Here is a 15,700-nt window from a genome sequence, read left to right as displayed (position 1 = left end):
GTTTTCAAAGTTTCGCTTGGAAATCCTTAACAACTTCAACCACTTGCGCTTCCGATCTCTCGTTAGCGGGAGGCGAATTCTACAGCGTTACTCGCTGCTGTCAACACCTCTTTTTCTCCGCTTTCGACCGAGAAGATCGAATCGTCAAAAGAGACAAACAACACCGCTCTTTCAACTCCTTCCAGGCTTCGATGATCTGAAGCAAGCCGCTGTCGAAAACCGCGTAACTCATTGTTTACCAAGGAGTTTTCCGTTTCGACTGCGCCGGAAGTGGGGCGAATTATAGACTTCCAGAATCTGCCGTCAACCCCTAATTTCGTCTTTCCTGGAACATTCTCGAAATGACACCACATATATAGATGCAGCCATCCATAATGCGCAGTATATTGCTCAACTCTCAACCTCTCTATGTTGCGCCCCGCAAGGATGATGCTTTCAAATGAATAACCAGCCCCGCAGCCTCGCCTCCACTTTGTACTCGGTTGGCCTTCTATTAATAGCCATGGCATCAATCCAATCGGGCGCATCACTGGCGAAAAGCATGTTTGCGGTTGTAGGCGCTCAGGGTACAACCACCCTGCGGCTGATTTTCGCCAGCCTGATCATGCTGATATTACTGAGACCGTGGCGAGCCAAGCTAAACGCGCAATCGCTGCGCACCGTCATCGTCTACGGCATTGCGCTGGGCGGCATGAATTTCCTCTTCTATATGTCCTTGCGCACGGTGCCGCTGGGTATCGCCGTGGCGCTTGAGTTCACCGGGCCCTTGGCCGTAGCAATCTACGCATCACGGCGAGCAATCGACTTTGTATGGATAGCCTTGGCCGCCGTTGGTTTGCTGCTTCTGATACCCACTGGCACGACCACTGCTGGTATTGATCTGGTAGGCGCCGGTTATGCGCTGGGCGCAGGCGTCTGTTGGGCGCTGTACATATTGTTTGGTCAGAAAGCCGGCGCCGACAACGGCGTTCAAACTGCCGCACTGGGCGTCATGATCGCCGCGTTGTTCGTTGCCCCCATCGGCATTGTTCATGCCGGGGCCGCGCTGCTGACTCCCTCCCTGATTCCCGTGGCCATCGCCGTAGCGCTTTTGTCCACCGCCCTCCCCTATACGCTTGAGATGGTTGCACTCACTCGACTGCCAACCCGCACATTCGGCACGTTGATGAGTATTGAACCAGCCATCGGCGCGCTGTCGGGTTTGCTTTTCCTGGAGGAGTACCTCACGTTTTCACAGTGGATGGCCATCCTGTGCATTATCCTCGCGTCAGTCGGTGCAACCATGACCATGGGCAATGCCGCCAAGCCGGCAGTCGCGGCGGATTGATACTGGATTTGACGCAGGTCTGGTATTTGCAGCGCATTTAGGCCATGTTTAGACCGTCACGCAGTGTCGAACAGGGATATAAAAGACAAGGATATCGGAACGCTTGATGCGCTAGCGAATACGGCCAGACCCGGGCATGAAGATCCGGGGACGCTTTAAGGATAGTAATGAAACGAATTTTGATACTGATCGCAGTGCTTGCGATCGCGGGCTGCGCGGCAACATCGGAAACCCAAACCAAGCGCGGCAAGAAAGGTCTGCATATCAATTGTTCAGGGCTGTCGTCGGCCTGGAGCAAGTGTCACACCAGCGCAGCCAATTCGTGCGCGCCAAAGGGCTACAAGGTCATCGCTAAATCAGGGGACGGGGTAGAAGAACCAGGCGATTATCCGTTCGGCCTCAACCCGGCCGGCTATACCAGTCGCAGCATGATCGTCATCTGCAAGTAGGCTACGCCGTGCGCGGAATGGCCATCTGGCGTTCAATTTCCTCGTAGCTGCACTTCAGCACCGTACGCTGAACGTCCGGAGTCGCCAGCATCCGCGCTACGACCAGCGCACCGATGCACTGCGACAGAATTGCCCACGCCAGACTGTCGCTGTCCAGTGTGTCCGCCCAACGCTTGTGCAGCAGGCAGATCCAGTGCTCTGCCTGCTGGCGTACAACCACGTCAGACCGGGCGATTTCGGCGCCCAATGCCGGTAGCGCGCAGCCGGCTTCCGGGTGCTCAACGTGGGCCATGCTTAAATAATGTTTGAGACAGCGCCGCAGCCGCTCGCGATCCTGATCTGCACCCAGCCGCTCCATGCTTTGGCAAAGTTCACGTTCGACGATGGAAGCGAATAGCTCGTCTTTTGACGAGAAGTGACTGTAGAACGCCCCGCCGCTCAGACCTATTGCCTTCATCAAGCCATCGACACCGACCGTCGAGAAGCCCGACTTCTTCGCGAGCACCGCGCTGCTGTCGAGTAACTTCTCTTTGGTTTCCAACTTGTGACTTGCCGAATACCGCATTGCCCTACCCTCAGGATTGATCGCCTTGACGCCTGCCGAATCGTAGCATAACGTTCGTTTAGTTAACGATCGTTTAGCAAAGGACCTACCCCATGAATAACAAGAAGGTCGTACTGGTTGTCGGCGCGGGTGATGCCACTGGAGGTGCCATCGCCAAGCGTTTCGCTCAGGAAGGATTTACCGCCTGCGTAACGCGGCGCAGCGCCGAGAAATTGAAACCGTTGGTAGATTCGATCAACGCCGATGGCGGTCAAGCTCATGGCTTCGCCTGTGACGCACGCAAAGAAGAGGACGTAATTGCGCTGGTCGAGCAGATCGAGAGTGAGGTAGGTCCGATTGAGGCCTTCGTTTTCAATATCGGCGCCAACGTTCCCTGCAGCATTCTTGAAGAAACTGCGCGCAAATATTTCAAGATCTGGGAAATGGCCTGTTTTTCCGGCTTTCTCAACGCCCGGGAAGTGGCCAAACGTATGGCTACGCGTCAACGCGGCACGATCCTTTTCACTGGTGCAACCGCTGGCCTGCGCGGTGCCGCCAATTTTGCAGCGTTCGCCGGTGCCAAGCATGGCATCCGCGCACTGGCTCAGAGCATGGCTCGAGAATTAGGACCGATGAACATTCACGTGGCTCATGTGGTGGTCGATGGCGCCATCGACACTGACTTCATCCGCGAGAGCTTTCCGGAAAAGTACGCGACCAAAGATCAGGACGGCATCCTGAATCCCGAACACATCGCTGAGAATTACTGGTATTTGCACAGCCAGCCACGAGACGCCTGGACTTTCGAGCTCGATCTGCGTCCCTGGAACGAGCGCTGGTAAACCATCCAAAAACAATAACGAGTGCGTATCGACCATGAGCAAAACCGTTGAGTTCTACTTCGACCTTGGCAGCCCCGCCACCTATCTGGCCTACACCCAGCTGCCGACAATATGCACACAGGCAGACGCTCGTCTGATCTACGTTCCGATCCTGCTGGGCGGAGTATTCAAAGCCACCGGCAACTCTTCGCCAGCGACTATCCCGGCAAAGGGTCGCTACATGTTTCAAGACCTGGACCGCTTCGCCAGACGCTACGGCGTGGCGCTGAGATTCAACCCGCACTTTCCCATCAATACACTGTTGCTGATGCGAGCAGTCACGGGCATGCAACTGCGCCACCCCGAACGATTTCAGGCGTTTGTAGACTGTTTGTTTGAGGCGCTTTGGGTACAAGGTCTTGGCCTTGACGATCCGTCTACCGTGGCCAGGTTGCTCTCCGACAACGGCTTCGATCCTGTTGAAGTGCTGGCCCTGACCGCAGACGAGGAAGTCAAAGCAGCACTAAAGGAAAACACCGAGAAAGCCGTGCAGCGCGGCGTTTTCGGTGCGCCGAGCATGTTTGTCGGGAATCAGCTGTTCTTTGGCCAGGATCGCCTGGACTTTGTCATCGAAGCCTTACGGTAAAGTCGATGCCATAAAGGATGAGCCAGGCGCTGCTAACAGCGCCTGACTCAACCCATTCAAATCGCGGCCGTTCGCGTGTTCAGCCACTCCAGCGCTGCACCGTCCAGCAACGGGCTGAGGCGCTGGCGGACTTCGGCGTGATAAGCGTTGAACCACTGCTTCTCCTCAAGCGTCAGCAACGAAGGCTCCAGGCAACGAGTGTCGATCGGGCACAACGTCAGGGTTTCGAATTTGAGGAATTCGCCAAATTCGCTGGAGCCCGCTTCACGGTTCAACACCAGGTTTTCGATCCGCACACCCCAGCGGCCCGGACGATAGGTGCCCGGTTCGATAGACGTGATCATCCCCGGTTGCATCGCCGTTTGCGGTGCTGCGGCGGCTTGATAGGCGATGACTTGCGGGCCTTCATGCACGTTCAAGAAGTAGCCGACGCCATGCCCGGTGCCGTGACCGTAGTCGACGCTTTCTGCCCAGATCGGCGCCCTTGCAATCGAATCCAGCAGTGGCGAGAGAATCCCGCGTGGGAATTGCGCCCGGGACAGTGCGATCACGCCTTTCAACACCCGCGTGCAGTCGCGTTTCTGCTCCTCGGTTGGCGTACCGACCGGCACCATCCGCGTGATGTCGGTGGTGCCGCCGAGGTATTGACCGCCGGAGTCGATCAGCAACAGACCGTCCCCTTCGATCACCGCATGCTCTTCTTCGGTGGCGTGGTAATGCGGCATCGCACCATTGGCGTTGAACGCGGCGATGGTATTGAAGCTTAGCGAAACATAATCCGGTCGACGCATGCGCGCTGCGGTCAAGTGCTCATCGATGGTCAGTTCAGTGATGCGTTCACGTCCCCACGCTGACTCCAGCCAAGCGAAAAATTCGCACAGCGCTGCGCCGTCCTGTTCCATGGCTTTGCGAATGTGTTCGGCATCGGCCAGACTTTTTTGCGATTTTGCCAAAGTGGTTGGGTTCAGCCCTTCAATCAACGCAACCCCACTGTTCAGATTGTCCAGCAAGCCTGCAGTCACTCGTGCCGGATCGACTTGCAGGCTCGAGCCACTTGGGACCGCGCGCAAGGCGTCGGCAACTTCGCTGTAATCGCGCAGGGTGACGCCGTCCTCTTCAAGGATGCCACGTAACTCGGCGCTGACCTTGCTCAACGCCACAAACAAGGTGGCTTGGTTCTGGCTGATCAAGGCGAATGAAACGAATACCGGATTGAACGACACATCGCCGCCGCGCAGATTGAACAGCCAGGCGATGTCGTCCAGGGTCGCAATAAAATGCCAATCGGCACCGCGCGCTTTCAAGGTTTCGCGCAGCTTGCCCAGTTTTTCGACACGGCTGATGGTTGCCTGCGGCGGCAGGTGCTGATAGATCGGCTCGTTCGGCAGGCTCGGGCGATCGCTCCACACTTCGCTCAACAGATCGATATCAGTGCGCAGTCGAGCGCCACGCGCTTCAAGTTTTTCACCCAACGTGCGCGCGGACGCCACGGCCATCACCGCACCGTCCACCGCGACCACACCGCCTTCCGGTGTCTGCTCCGCCAGCCAGTCCAGCGGACCGGGTTGCCCCGGCTGCAGTTTCACCAGCTCGATGCCGGTGCCATTGAGTTCTTTGCTCGCCTGCTCCCAGTAACGGCTGTCAGCCCAGATGCCGGCGAAGTCCGCCGTAACAATCAAAGTGCCGACCGAGCCATGAAAACCCGACAGCCATTGCCGCCCTTGCCAATAGCCCGGCAGGTATTCCGAAAGATGCGGATCGGCCGACGGCACCAGCAGGGCATGAATGCCCTCCCGGCTCATCAGTTCGCGGGTGTGCGCCAGGCGCTCGGGCACCGATCCGTTGATCGAAGGCTGCGTACTCATCGTGTCTCCTGCTAATCACTGCATATTATTGTTGAGTGCCGATCGACGTCGGCGCTTTCACGGCCCTGTCGCCCAGAATGCCGGGGCACTGGCGCAAGACGCTTTAATCAGGTGAATCGCTTGGTCGATGTCCTGTTCGGTGGTGAACCGTCCCAGGCTCAAGCGGATGGTGCGACCTGCCGAGCGGCCATCATGCCCCAAAGCCAGCAGTACATGAGAAGGCGCGTTACTCGCGGAATTGCAGGCCGACGTCGCGGAAAACGCAATTGTATTGCTCAACGCGGCGGAGCTGAATTCGCCTTCGTTGAAAGTCAGGCTCAACGTATGAGGAATGCGCCGGGTTGCGCAGCCATTGAGGCGTACGCCGGGAAGGCTCAACAATGGCTCGAGCAAACGCTCGCGCAGACGTTCGATCGCGTCATGCTCTTGCTCGAACACTTGGGCAGCCAGGGCGAAAGCCGCGCCCATGCCGGCAATCTGATGTGTCGCCAACGTGCCTGAACGCAAACCGCCTTCGTGCCCGCCGCCGTGAATCTGTGCCTGCAAGCGCTGTTGCGCACGCGGGCCGACATACAACGCGCCGATACCTTTGGGGCCGTAAATCTTGTGCGCCGAAAAAGACATCAGATCCACCGGCAAACGAGCCAGGTCGATGGCGACTTTGCCTGCGCCTTGCGCCGCGTCCACATGGAACAGCGCATCATGCGCGCGGACGGTATCGCCGATCGCCGCGATGTCATTCACGGTACCTAACTCATTGTTGACCAGCATCAGCGACACCAGAAAAGTGTCCTCACGCAGGGCATCGCTGACCGCTTGAGCTGTGATCAAGCCGTCCGCGTCCGGCATCAGGTAAGTGACGGAAACGCCGGCGTCCTGCAACTGGCTGGCCGTGTCGAGAATGGCTTTGTGTTCGATCTGACTGGTAATGATGTGACCGCCGCCAACAGCACGAGCCTGGGCCACACCCTTGAGCGCAAGATTGTTGGATTCGGTCGCCCCGGACGTCCAGACGATTTCCTGGGCCTGAGCACCGACCAGCTCTGCCACTTGCTGCCGCGCCCGCTCAACCGTTTGCCGGGCCTGCTGGCCAAACGCGTGGGAACTGGACGCGGGGTTGCCGAAATTGCCGGAAAAACCCAGACACTCGACCATGACCTGGATGACCCGCTCATCCACCGGAGTGGTGGCGGCGTAGTCGAAATACAACGGACGTTTGTTCATAAAAGACTCGCAGAGCTTGTTCCGGGATCAGCGGCTGGAAAGAGCACACAGCAATACCTGATCGGATGCGTTAAGAAAGTACGACTTCAGTGAAAAGTGCGTAGGAACGCTCCTGAAGTCGAGCTTAACAGGCATCGGCCAACCGGTTGAAGCAATGCGTCAGCTAAAGCTTTCAAGCAACAACGGATACAGCGAAATCACCAGCAGCGTCGCCATGCCCCAATTGAACAGCCGCAACCAGCGCCGGTCCTTCAAGACGTTGCGCAACAGTGTGCCGCAAGCCGCCCAGACACTCACGCTGGGCAGGTTGATCAGCGCGAAGACGGCAGCAATCACGATGACATTGGTGAAGTAGCCCTGCATCGGCGTGTAGGTGCTGATGGCGCCGATGGCCATGATCCACGCCTTCGGATTGACCCATTGAAATGCCGCAGCACCCAGATAGCTGATCGGTTTAGCGTCGCCCCGCTCTGCGTCGGACACAGGCCCGGAGTGTGCAATTTTCCACGCCAGGTACAACAGATACGCGGCACCGACGTAGCGCAACACCGTGTAGAGCAGCGGATAGGTTTGAAACACTGCGCCCAGACCAAAGCCCACCGCCACGACCAAGACGAAGAAGCCGCAGGTAATACCGAGCATATGAGGAATGGTGCGGTGGAAGCCAAAGTTCACGCCCGATGCCAGCAACATGGTGTTGTTGGGGCCGGGTGTGATCGAAGTGACCAGGGCGAACAAAGCGAAGCCGAGCAGCAAATCGAGCGAGAGTGTCATGGGTGGCAGTCCATCAAGGTCAGTCAGGTAACGACCCTATCGCACGCCTCGGGAGAAACCCACGGACAGTTGCGTGAAACTTCGAGCAGTACAGTCGCTCAGCTTGGACGGCCGTGAAGTTGCACGGCACGTTCCGCGTTCATTTCACCTTGTTTATCGAAGCTGAACGATTTCTGCGGTTCGCCGATCAATGCGGCTTTCCTCGAGTGGTATTCATCGAAGGACAGGCCGCGCCGGTTCAGCGCCTCAAGTGCCAACTGACGAGTTTCTTCAGCGGTGTACGGCCGTAGTTCCGGCGAAACGTGAGTGGCGCATCCGCTGAGAACGGAGACGGCGAGCATGAGGCTGGTGGCGAGGAGTGTTTTCATTTCCGGCGTCCTGGAATCTGGGTTCGGGGCAATGAACACAGGCTACTCGGGCAGCCGAATGAGCAGAAATCAACGCTCTCGATAGTCGCTATCGAGTTTGGCTAATGCCTGGCTGTATATTCCGCGTGATGCCCAGGCTGCTGCACTCGATCTAGCCCACCAGGTTGCAATGCAACGCGTTGTCACGGCTGCGCTCCAGACTGTGCAGCACTTGATACGAGCCGAAAGTCACCGTTCTGGCCTGGTGCGCGCGAATCAATTGCCAGAAATCTTCCTCGCCGCGTTCGAAACTGCGGAATGCGGCCTCCCCCGCCTCGCGTGACTGCCACTGCAGGTAATTCAAGACCCGACTGCCGTCGTCGCTGACCTGGATGCTCGCGCTAAGGAAACCGCCATAAGCCTGAGCCAAACGTTCGGTCTGGGCCGAGAGCGCCGACACCAGCGCCCGATGCCTATGGGGCTCGACATGGAATTCGATGAGTTGAGTGAAGCTGCAATTTTTCTCAACGGGCTGCATGAATAATCCCTCTGCCTGAAAGCCGAATATGACGATCCGAAAGCCGGCAGGGTAAAACCTCCAGTTAAGTTAAGGTCAAGAAATTATTTCCGCTGTCCGCCCCGAAATCTGCTGCTCGTCGGGCTCCCGGTCGACCAAAAGGGTCTGGCCTATAGTTATGCGGCTGGAAGTCGGAGCAACCGATTTCCCACTGTTCACAATAAAAAGGGAGAGCCGTCATGAGCGTCAAACCCATTCCCGAGGGTTATCACAGCATCACGCCCTATCTGGGGATTCAGAAAGCCGCCGAAGCCATCGATTTCTATAAAAAAGCCTTTGGCGCGGCCGAGGTCATGCGTCTGGCCATGCCGGATGGAAGCATCGGCCATGCGGAACTGCGTATCGGCGACAGCGCCATCATGCTGGGCACGCCCTGTGATCAAGGGCCGTTGAGCAACCCGCAATCGTCACCGTCAGTGGGCCTGCATCTATATGTCAGCGATGTCGACAAGTCCTATAAACAGGCCATCGACGCTGGCGCTACCGTAGTGTCCGAGGTGAAGGATCAATTCTACGGTGACCGGTCGGGAACCTTGAAGGACCCTTATGGGCATGTGTGGTTTCTGGCGACGCACAAGGAGGACCTGACCCAGGAGCAGATCGAACAGCGCGCGAAGGAGATGTTTCAGCAGGAATGAAGGTTAGGTATCAAAATGTTTTGTGGGTGCACGCTTGATCGCGACAACGGAACAGCGCAGAGAGATGTTGTCTGATCCACCGCTCTCGCGAGCGAGCTTGCACCTACAGAATGTCTATCGCGAACAAGAAACATTTTCTTTCATAAACATCTTCGGGATTTTTGATTCTCATTCGTCTTATATAGATGCAGGCGGTTCGCGTAGGCAAAAGCCACGACCGTACTTTTCATGGACCCCACGCTGGGAAGCCCGCAGCCAAGGCCCTCTCATCGATACAAGACCCTAAACATGTCGAAGAAATCCCGCTCCAAACTCTGGTTTCTCGTCCATAGCTGGCTGGCACTGCCGATCTGGTTTTTCGTATTGATCGTCTGTGTCACCGGCACGCTGGCCGTGATCAGCCAGGAAATCGTCTGGCTGGCCAACCCGCAGATGCGCGCCAGCCAGCCATCCGACGATGCGCCGCTGCTGAATTACGACCAAATCATCGCGGCAATCAAAAAGGCCGAGCCGGACACGCTGGTCGAAGAAATCAACCGGCCGGACGAATCGCACTTTGCGCTCGACGTCAACGTCAGCTACCCCGATGGCCGCAACGTCACGGTGTACGTCAACCCGTATACCGGGGTGATTCAGGGAGCCGCTCCGCAATTTGACTTCAAGGCCTTCACCCGGGCGCTGCACGGGTGGTGGCTGGTACCGTTCACCAACGGATTCAGCTGGGGCTGGTACCTGGTGTCGTTCCTGAGCCTGCCATTGCTCGCTTCGCTAGTGACTGGGCTGGTGGTCTACAAGCGTTTCTGGAAAGGTTTCTTCCGACCGACCTTGCGCATTCGTCACGGCGCACGGATTTTCTGGGGCGATTTCCATCGACTCAGCGGGATCTGGTCGATCTGGTTCATCGCGATCATTTCCATCACCAGCGTCTGGTTCCTGATCCGGGCATTCATGTTCGACAATCAGATTTCGATCTCCACCGCCCCCGTGGCGCTGGTAGTTCCGCGTGAAAGTGTGCCGATCACCGCCGATGGCTCACCGGCACCGATGATCAGCATGCAAGCTGCAATCGAGCAGGCGAAGCAGCGGATTCCAGGTCTTGAGGACAGTTTTGTCAGTCTTCCTGCCAATGCCTACAGCTACCTCTCGGTCGGTGGCCGCAGTTGGTACCCACTGATGTACCAGACAGCCGATATCAACCCTTACACCGGGGAAATTGCCGCGACTCGCCTGCTCAAGGATCGCTCGGGCCTGGAGCTGGTGACCGAATCAATGCGTCCACTGCACACCGGCGATTTCGGTGGACTGTGGATCAAGCTGATCTGGTTCTTCTTTGGCCTGATCATGACCATGATGGTGCTCAGCGGTTTGCTGATCTGGACGAAGCGTACTGCCCTGGCCACGGCAAATGCGCTTAAACGCACCGGCAAGCAAACGCGCAACGAGACGGTTTCGGCGACCAGTCATGAAGCCACGGAGGTGAGCCAATGAGCCTGTTCGTCGCAGATAAACCGGCGTCGGCGTTGAGCCGTTTCTGGCACAAATGGCGCTTCCACATCAACATTCTGCTGTTGCTGATTCCGCTGGGTTTCATGCCCAAATACTTTGCCGATGCGGCGCTGTTTCGCGGTGACGCCGGCCTCGGCGAGCGGGAAATCGGTGAAGTCAAAGTGGGCCCGTGGAGCGTGCGTCTGGCTGAATTGCGCAATGAAGCGCCGCAACTGGATGCGGCCGGTTACATGAAAAGCTTCAATGCGGCCCTGTGCGACAGCTGCCGCGATCAAGTCAAGGCGACCTACCTGCGTGTCGGCAAACCGCGCAGCCTGCGCGCCGCCGGGGTTATTTTCTTCGGCACGCCGCACCGCATGGGCGCCATGTTGCCCATCCCGGAAAAGACCAAGGCTGACGCCGAACTGTGGATCACGATGGAAGGCTGGGACGGCGCCATGCATCAGGCGTCGATCCCCCTGAGTCAGGCATCCCCCGCTACCCTCGCGTGGCTGAACAAACAAGGAGGCAAACCATGAGCAACTTATTCATTCGCCGCAACGTCGCGCTGTTGATGCTGTGTACTGGCTTCAGCGCCAGTGCGCTGGCGCACAATCCGATGTGCGAATGCAAAGCCGTCGACGCCGAGCAGATCGAATGCACCGGCGGTTTCTCCGACGGCAGCGGCGCACCGGGTGTGACGCTCGACGTGATCGGCTATGACGAAACCATCCTGGTGCCGGGCAAGCTCGGGGCTGACTCCAAGGTGACCTTCAAAAAACCCGGCGCCGAGTTCTACGTGCTGTTCGACGCCGGCCCCGGCCACGTCGTCGAGATCGACCAGGCGGACATTCAGGCGCCATGAGTACACCAACCACGCAAGTTGTGCGCCCGGCCGGTGCCGGCCATGAGACCCTCTACGTGCTGCTGTTGTGCCTGATGATCCTCGCGGTGGCCGGCACGGTGGCCGCCTGGCGCGGAGAAAAGCAGGAGGTCAGCAGCGTCAAAAGCCATCAGCTCGATGCACGCCGTGATCTCGGCGCATCCGAACAAGGTATCTACGCCGACTTGCGAGTGACACTGGACGAGATCCACCTGTTGCGCCAGGAACAGCAAGCCCTGCCGACGCCGGCAGCCCTCGCAGACGAAGGATTCGCGCCGTTCGCTCAGGACGCGAGCTCGGTCAGTCGCGGCGGTCATGCCTGGCAATTGCTCGACGCCAAGGCCTATTTCGGCCTGAGCCAGGCGCCGGACGTGGCAGGCTCGTTCCTGATGCGCCTGACCGCTGCGGACGATGCGCCGGACGTCTGGCTCAATCGCGGCAAAGCCCTCGCAGCGCCGACCGACCTCACTGACGCCGCGCTGGAAAGCGCCGGATGGCAGCAGATCGTCGCGCAATTCGATGCCGGTGTGACCCGCCAGCATCGGCACTGAACCCTCGCCTTCCTCCGAAGAAGACCGCTTTCCCATGCCTAGTTCATCTCAACGTTCCTTCGTGCGCCTGCTACTGGTCGGCCTGCTCGCTTGCCTGCTGCCCCCCATGGTCAGCGCCGATGAGGCCAAGCGCCTGCGCATCGGCATCACGCTGCACCCTTATTACAGCTATGTAGCAAATATCGTCGGCGACAAGGCCGAAGTGGTGCCGCTGATTCCGGCCGGTTTCAACCCGCACGCCTATGAACCTCGCGCAGAAGACATCAAGCGCATTGGCGGGCTCGACGTGGTTGTGCTCAATGGCGTCGGCCATGACGATTTCGCCGACCGTATGATCGCTGCCAGCGAAACGCCGAATATCGCCGTGATCGAAGCCAATGAAAATGTGCCGCTGCTGGCGGCAACCGGCGTTGCTGCTCGCGGTGCCGGCAAGGTCGTAAATCCGCACACATTCCTGTCGATCAGCGCTTCCATCGCCCAAGTCAACAACATCGCCCGGGAGCTCGGCAAACTCGATCCGGCGAACGCCAAGACCTACACCCAGAACGCCCGCGCTTACGGCAAGCGCCTGCGCACGATGCGCGCCGATGCCCTGGCGAAACTGACCGAAGCGCCGAATGCCGAATTGCGCGTGGCCACCGTGCACGCGGCGTATGACTACCTGCTGCGCGAATTCGGCCTCGAAGTGACGGCCGTGGTCGAACCCGCCCACGGTATCGAGCCAAGCCCGAGCCAGTTGAAGAAAACCATCGATCAACTGCGCGACCTGGACGTGAAGGTGATCTTCTCCGAGATGGACTTCCCGTCCAGCTACGTTGACACCATTCAGCGTGAATCCGGGGTGAAGCTCTACCCGCTGTCGCACATTTCCTACGGCGAATACACCGCCGACAAATATGAAAAGGAAATGACCGGCAACCTTAACACCGTGGTACGCGCTATTCAGGAGTCCGGCGCATGACTGTCCAGGAAACCCGCCTCGTCCAGACCGCCGGCCCGACCCTGGATTTCGCCGAAATCAGCCTGACGCTCGGCCGCACGACCATCCTCGACAAGGTGACCTTTCAGGTTCAGCCCGGCAGCATCCACGCGCTGGTTGGTCCCAACGGTGGCGGCAAGAGTTCACTGATCAAGACCTTGCTCGGGCAGATGCCTCATCAAGGTCGTTTGAGCCTGCAATGGCCCGGCGAACCCGGGACCATCGGTTATGTGCCGCAAGCCCTGGAATTCGACCGCGGCCTGCCGATGACCGTCGATGATTTCATGGCTGCGATGTGCCAGCGGCGCCCGGCGTTTCTCGGGGTGAGCAAGCATTACGCCGCGGCCATCGGCGAAGCACTGGAGCGCGTCGGCATGCAGGACAAGCGCAAGCGCCGCATGGGCGCGCTGTCCGGAGGCGAGCGTCAGCGCGTGCTGTTGGCGCAAGGGCTGATTCCGGCGCCGCAGTTGCTGGTACTCGATGAACCGATGTCGGCACTCGACGAGGCTGGTATCCGGGTCTTCGAGCGTTTGCTCGGTGACTGGCGCCAAGGCGGCATTACCGTGCTGTGGATCGAGCACGACCTGGAAGCCGTCGGTCGGCTGGCCGATCGCGTCACCGGGCTGAACCGTCGAGTACTGTTCGATGCGACGCCGCAACAGGCACTGACCCCGGAGCGTTTGCTGACGCTGTTTTCGACCCATCCACGGAGCGCTGCCTGATGAGTTATGAAGCCTTTCGTTTGATGATTCAGGGCTGGGCGTCTTCGGGTTATCTGCCTGAAGCGCTGGCGTATGGATTTGTGGTCAACGCCCTGCTCGCGGGGCTATTGATCGGCCCGGTGCTCGGTGGGCTTGGCACGCTGGTGGTGGTCAAGCGTTTTGCGTTTTTCTCCGAGGCGGTAGGTCACGCGGCGCTGACCGGCGTTGCCATCGGCATTCTGCTCGGCGAACCCTACACCGGGCCTTATGGCAGCCTGTTCGGTTACTGCCTGTTGTTCGGGATTTCGCTGAATTACCTGCGAAACCGTACGGGGCTCTCGCCGGATACATTGATCGGCGTCTTCCTGTCGGTGTCTTTGGCACTGGGCGCCAGTCTGTTGCTGATTCTGGCCGGCAAAATCAACGTGCACATCCTCGAAAACGTGCTGTTCGGATCGGTGCTGACGGTCAACGGCAATGACCTGCTGGTGTTGGCCATCGTCGGCTCGCTGGTGATGGCGCTGGCGCTGCCGTTGTACAACCGCATCATGCTCGCCAGCTTCAATCCGCAACTGGCGGCGGTGCGCGGCGTGGCGGTGAAAACCCTGGATTATCTGTTCGTGATTCTGGTGACGCTGATCACCGTGGCGGCAGTGAAAGTCATTGGCGCCATTCTGGTGGGGGCATTGCTGGTGATTCCGGCCGCGGCCGCACGTTTGCTCAGCCAGTCGCTCAAGGGCTTTTTCTGGTGCTCGGTATTGATCGCCACGGTCAGCACGCTGTGCGGGATCCTCGCACCGATCGTATTCGACCTGCCGATCCCGTCTGGCGCCGCCATCATCCTGGTCGCCGGCATCGCCTTCGCCCTCTCCGCCATTGCGCGCGGCGTGGTCCCCAGTCTTAAAGGGAATCTCGGATAAATGATTTTTTCAATGCGAAAACTGGCCCTTGCCGTGGCTCTCTGCGGGCTGGTGAATACGTCATTCGCCGCGCAGGGCGCGCAACCCTTGCATGTACTCGCGTCATTGCCGATCACCTATGGTCTGGGCGAAGTGCTGCTCAAAGGCACCGACGTCAAACTTGAACGTGCAGCGCCGGCGAACTTGCCCGGCAGTCGTCAGACCGCTTATTTCACTGGCCGTGGCGCACCGGCGCTGGCGAAACTGGCGAGCGATGCTGATGCAGTTATCGGTGTGCGCTCGCTGTGGGCGGATGATCCGCTGTATCCGTTTTCCCGCCGCAGCAACATTCGCATCGTCGAAATTGATGCCGCCCGCCCGGTGGACGGCGCCCTGCCCGGCATTGCCTTGCAACCGGACATTAAAGTCGATGGCCTCAACAGTCAGCCGTGGTTTTCCAGCAACAACATGGGGCGCATGGCGGACGTGATGGCGGCGGACCTGGTGCGCCTGGCGCCTGCGGCCAAGCCTGCGATCGAGGCAAACCTGGCGGCGCTGAAACAGCGTTTGCTCAAACTCAGCGCCGACAGCGAAGCGCGGCTGGCCGCCGCTGACAATCTGAGCGTGATGAGTTTGAGCGATCACTTCGGCTACCTGATCGGCGGGCTCAATCTGGAGTTGGTTGGGCTGGATGCACGACCGGATACCGAGTGGACGCCCGAGGCGCTGAAGCAGTTGGTCGCGACGCTGAAGGACAACGACGTGGCAATCGTGCTGCATCATCGGCAGCCGTCTGACGCGGTGAAAGCGGCGATTGCTGAGTCAGGAAGTCGCTTGGTGGTATTGAGTACCGATGCGGCCGATCCGGTGGCCGAGCTCGAAGGCAACGTGGATCTGGTTATCAAAGGATTGAGTGGGGCGTAACGTCAGCCGGACCGCAAGGCGACACGAAATGCGCACATGAAAAAAGCCCGCTGACCTTCTCGGTCC

The 15,700-nt window shown here is 58.8% G+C and carries 19 protein-coding genes and 1 pseudogene; 14 read left to right on the top strand and 6 right to left on the bottom strand.

The window, feature by feature from the left end:
• The 3 genes and pseudogenes from DU29_RS1000000133140 to DU29_RS0105090 all read left to right on the top strand — a co-directional run.
• Window positions 1-200 (top strand): annotated as a pseudogene (locus DU29_RS1000000133140) (hypothetical protein); the annotation flags it as partial.
• A gap of 239 nt (window positions 201-439) precedes the next feature.
• The gene (gene rhtA, locus DU29_RS0105095) at window positions 440-1,327 is read left to right on the top strand and encodes a threonine/homoserine exporter RhtA (RefSeq protein WP_028620744.1); all 888 of its coding nucleotides are present in this window, start codon (window positions 440-442) and stop codon (window positions 1,325-1,327) included.
• Window positions 1,328-1,494: 167 nt separating this feature from the next.
• Window positions 1,495-1,776: a hypothetical protein gene (locus tag DU29_RS0105090; protein WP_028620743.1), complete on the top strand. Its 282-nt coding sequence runs from the start codon at window positions 1,495-1,497 to the stop codon at window positions 1,774-1,776.
• 1 nt (window position 1,777) lies between these two features.
• Here DU29_RS0105090 and DU29_RS0105085 read toward each other — a convergent pair whose 3' ends face one another.
• Window positions 1,778-2,341 carry a TetR/AcrR family transcriptional regulator gene (locus tag DU29_RS0105085; protein ID WP_028620742.1) on the bottom strand — a complete coding sequence of 188 codons (564 nt, stop codon included), beginning with the start codon at window positions 2,339-2,341 and terminating at the stop codon, window positions 1,778-1,780.
• Window positions 2,342-2,433: 92 nt separating this feature from the next.
• Between DU29_RS0105085 and DU29_RS0105080 the strand changes: the two genes are divergently transcribed.
• Together DU29_RS0105080 and DU29_RS0105075 are read left to right on the top strand one after the other, a co-directional pair.
• Entirely contained in the window at window positions 2,434-3,162 is a 729-nt protein-coding gene (locus DU29_RS0105080) for an SDR family oxidoreductase (protein ID WP_028620741.1), read from the top strand.
• A 34-nt stretch (window positions 3,163-3,196) separates the two neighbouring features.
• Complete coding sequence (locus tag DU29_RS0105075) at window positions 3,197-3,787, top strand: 2-hydroxychromene-2-carboxylate isomerase (RefSeq protein WP_028620740.1); 591 nt, start codon at window positions 3,197-3,199, stop codon at window positions 3,785-3,787.
• Window positions 3,788-3,843: 56 nt separating this feature from the next.
• On the opposite strand, the gene DU29_RS0105070 is transcribed toward DU29_RS0105075, so the two are convergent.
• From DU29_RS0105070 to DU29_RS0105050, 5 genes are all read right to left on the bottom strand, one after another.
• Window positions 3,844-5,652: an aminopeptidase P family protein gene (locus tag DU29_RS0105070; protein ID WP_028620739.1), complete on the bottom strand. Its 1,809-nt coding sequence runs from the start codon at window positions 5,650-5,652 to the stop codon at window positions 3,844-3,846.
• 57 nt (window positions 5,653-5,709) lie between these two features.
• Window positions 5,710-6,876: an aminotransferase class V-fold PLP-dependent enzyme gene (locus DU29_RS0105065; protein WP_028620738.1), complete on the bottom strand. Its 1,167-nt coding sequence runs from the start codon at window positions 6,874-6,876 to the stop codon at window positions 5,710-5,712.
• A gap of 159 nt (window positions 6,877-7,035) precedes the next feature.
• On the bottom strand, window positions 7,036-7,650 hold the full coding sequence (locus tag DU29_RS0105060; RefSeq protein WP_028620737.1) for a LysE family translocator: 615 nt from the start codon (window positions 7,648-7,650) through the stop codon (window positions 7,036-7,038).
• Window positions 7,651-7,748: 98 nt separating this feature from the next.
• The gene (locus DU29_RS0105055; RefSeq protein ID WP_028620736.1) at window positions 7,749-8,018 is read right to left on the bottom strand and encodes a hypothetical protein; all 270 of its coding nucleotides are present in this window, start codon (window positions 8,016-8,018) and stop codon (window positions 7,749-7,751) included.
• Between the two features lie 151 nt (window positions 8,019-8,169).
• The gene (locus tag DU29_RS0105050; protein ID WP_028620735.1) at window positions 8,170-8,535 is read right to left on the bottom strand and encodes an antibiotic biosynthesis monooxygenase; all 366 of its coding nucleotides are present in this window, start codon (window positions 8,533-8,535) and stop codon (window positions 8,170-8,172) included.
• A gap of 218 nt (window positions 8,536-8,753) precedes the next feature.
• On the opposite strand from DU29_RS0105050, the gene DU29_RS0105045 reads away from it, so the two are divergent.
• The 9 genes from DU29_RS0105045 (at window position 8,754) to DU29_RS0105005 (ending at window position 15,634) form a co-directional block, all read left to right on the top strand.
• Window positions 8,754-9,212 carry a VOC family protein gene (locus DU29_RS0105045; protein ID WP_028620734.1) on the top strand — a complete coding sequence of 153 codons (459 nt, stop codon included), beginning with the start codon at window positions 8,754-8,756 and terminating at the stop codon, window positions 9,210-9,212.
• Window positions 9,213-9,500: 288 nt separating this feature from the next.
• A complete protein-coding gene (locus tag DU29_RS0105040; protein WP_028620733.1) occupies window positions 9,501-10,700 on the top strand; it encodes a PepSY-associated TM helix domain-containing protein in 1,200 nt (399 codons plus the stop codon).
• Window positions 10,697-11,236, top strand: coding sequence for a hypothetical protein (locus tag DU29_RS0105035; RefSeq protein WP_028620732.1), 540 nt, complete (start codon window positions 10,697-10,699; stop codon window positions 11,234-11,236). Before DU29_RS0105040 ends, DU29_RS0105035 begins: the two co-directional genes overlap by 4 nt.
• Window positions 11,233-11,562, top strand: coding sequence for a hypothetical protein (locus DU29_RS0105030; protein WP_028620731.1), 330 nt, complete (start codon window positions 11,233-11,235; stop codon window positions 11,560-11,562). Before DU29_RS0105035 ends, DU29_RS0105030 begins: the two co-directional genes overlap by 4 nt.
• A complete protein-coding gene (locus tag DU29_RS0105025; protein WP_028620730.1) occupies window positions 11,559-12,131 on the top strand; it encodes a DUF6162 family protein in 573 nt (190 codons plus the stop codon). Before DU29_RS0105030 ends, DU29_RS0105025 begins: the two co-directional genes overlap by 4 nt.
• A 34-nt stretch (window positions 12,132-12,165) precedes the next feature.
• Window positions 12,166-13,092: a metal ABC transporter substrate-binding protein gene (locus DU29_RS0105020; RefSeq protein ID WP_028620729.1), complete on the top strand. Its 927-nt coding sequence runs from the start codon at window positions 12,166-12,168 to the stop codon at window positions 13,090-13,092.
• Window positions 13,089-13,832 (top strand): metal ABC transporter ATP-binding protein, encoded by a 744-nt coding sequence (locus tag DU29_RS0105015; RefSeq protein ID WP_028620728.1) that lies wholly within the window; start codon window positions 13,089-13,091, stop codon window positions 13,830-13,832. The genes DU29_RS0105020 and DU29_RS0105015 overlap by 4 nt, the downstream gene beginning before the upstream one ends.
• Window positions 13,832-14,731, top strand: a complete 900-nt coding sequence (locus DU29_RS0105010; RefSeq protein WP_028620727.1) for a metal ABC transporter permease — start codon at window positions 13,832-13,834, stop codon at window positions 14,729-14,731. The genes DU29_RS0105015 and DU29_RS0105010 overlap by 1 nt, the downstream gene beginning before the upstream one ends.
• Window positions 14,732-15,634 carry a metal ABC transporter substrate-binding protein gene (locus tag DU29_RS0105005; RefSeq protein ID WP_028620726.1) on the top strand — a complete coding sequence of 301 codons (903 nt, stop codon included), beginning with the start codon at window positions 14,732-14,734 and terminating at the stop codon, window positions 15,632-15,634.
• Window positions 15,635-15,700 lie beyond the last annotated feature (66 nt).

The sequence above is a fragment of the Pseudomonas sp. Ant30-3 genome (assembly GCF_000690905.1).
GTDB lineage: Bacteria > Pseudomonadota > Gammaproteobacteria > Pseudomonadales > Pseudomonadaceae > Aquipseudomonas.
Note: the sequence above shows the minus strand (reverse complement) of the source record. Positions and strands in the feature narration are given on the sequence as shown.

What these genes read in the sequence shown, in the direction of transcription:
- rhtA (WP_028620744.1), top strand. Translation starts at nt 440, where the DNA reads ATGAATAACCAGCCCCGCAGCCTCGCCTCCACTTTGTACTCGGTTGGC.
- DU29_RS0105090 (WP_028620743.1), top strand. Translation starts at nt 1,495, where the DNA reads ATGAAACGAATTTTGATACTGATCGCAGTGCTTGCGATCGCGGGCTGC.
- DU29_RS0105085 (WP_028620742.1), bottom strand. Translation starts at nt 2,341, where the DNA reads ATGCGGTATTCGGCAAGTCACAAGTTGGAAACCAAAGAGAAGTTACTC.
- DU29_RS0105080 (WP_028620741.1), top strand. Translation starts at nt 2,434, where the DNA reads ATGAATAACAAGAAGGTCGTACTGGTTGTCGGCGCGGGTGATGCCACT.
- DU29_RS0105075 (WP_028620740.1), top strand. Translation starts at nt 3,197, where the DNA reads ATGAGCAAAACCGTTGAGTTCTACTTCGACCTTGGCAGCCCCGCCACC.
- DU29_RS0105070 (WP_028620739.1), bottom strand. Translation starts at nt 5,652, where the DNA reads ATGAGTACGCAGCCTTCGATCAACGGATCGGTGCCCGAGCGCCTGGCG.
- DU29_RS0105065 (WP_028620738.1), bottom strand. Translation starts at nt 6,876, where the DNA reads ATGAACAAACGTCCGTTGTATTTCGACTACGCCGCCACCACTCCGGTG.
- DU29_RS0105060 (WP_028620737.1), bottom strand. Translation starts at nt 7,650, where the DNA reads ATGACACTCTCGCTCGATTTGCTGCTCGGCTTCGCTTTGTTCGCCCTG.
- DU29_RS0105055 (WP_028620736.1), bottom strand. Translation starts at nt 8,018, where the DNA reads ATGAAAACACTCCTCGCCACCAGCCTCATGCTCGCCGTCTCCGTTCTC.
- DU29_RS0105050 (WP_028620735.1), bottom strand. Translation starts at nt 8,535, where the DNA reads ATGCAGCCCGTTGAGAAAAATTGCAGCTTCACTCAACTCATCGAATTC.
- DU29_RS0105045 (WP_028620734.1), top strand. Translation starts at nt 8,754, where the DNA reads ATGAGCGTCAAACCCATTCCCGAGGGTTATCACAGCATCACGCCCTAT.
- DU29_RS0105040 (WP_028620733.1), top strand. Translation starts at nt 9,501, where the DNA reads ATGTCGAAGAAATCCCGCTCCAAACTCTGGTTTCTCGTCCATAGCTGG.
- DU29_RS0105035 (WP_028620732.1), top strand. Translation starts at nt 10,697, where the DNA reads ATGAGCCTGTTCGTCGCAGATAAACCGGCGTCGGCGTTGAGCCGTTTC.
- DU29_RS0105030 (WP_028620731.1), top strand. Translation starts at nt 11,233, where the DNA reads ATGAGCAACTTATTCATTCGCCGCAACGTCGCGCTGTTGATGCTGTGT.
- DU29_RS0105025 (WP_028620730.1), top strand. Translation starts at nt 11,559, where the DNA reads ATGAGTACACCAACCACGCAAGTTGTGCGCCCGGCCGGTGCCGGCCAT.
- DU29_RS0105020 (WP_028620729.1), top strand. Translation starts at nt 12,166, where the DNA reads ATGCCTAGTTCATCTCAACGTTCCTTCGTGCGCCTGCTACTGGTCGGC.
- DU29_RS0105015 (WP_028620728.1), top strand. Translation starts at nt 13,089, where the DNA reads ATGACTGTCCAGGAAACCCGCCTCGTCCAGACCGCCGGCCCGACCCTG.
- DU29_RS0105010 (WP_028620727.1), top strand. Translation starts at nt 13,832, where the DNA reads ATGAGTTATGAAGCCTTTCGTTTGATGATTCAGGGCTGGGCGTCTTCG.
- DU29_RS0105005 (WP_028620726.1), top strand. Translation starts at nt 14,732, where the DNA reads ATGATTTTTTCAATGCGAAAACTGGCCCTTGCCGTGGCTCTCTGCGGG.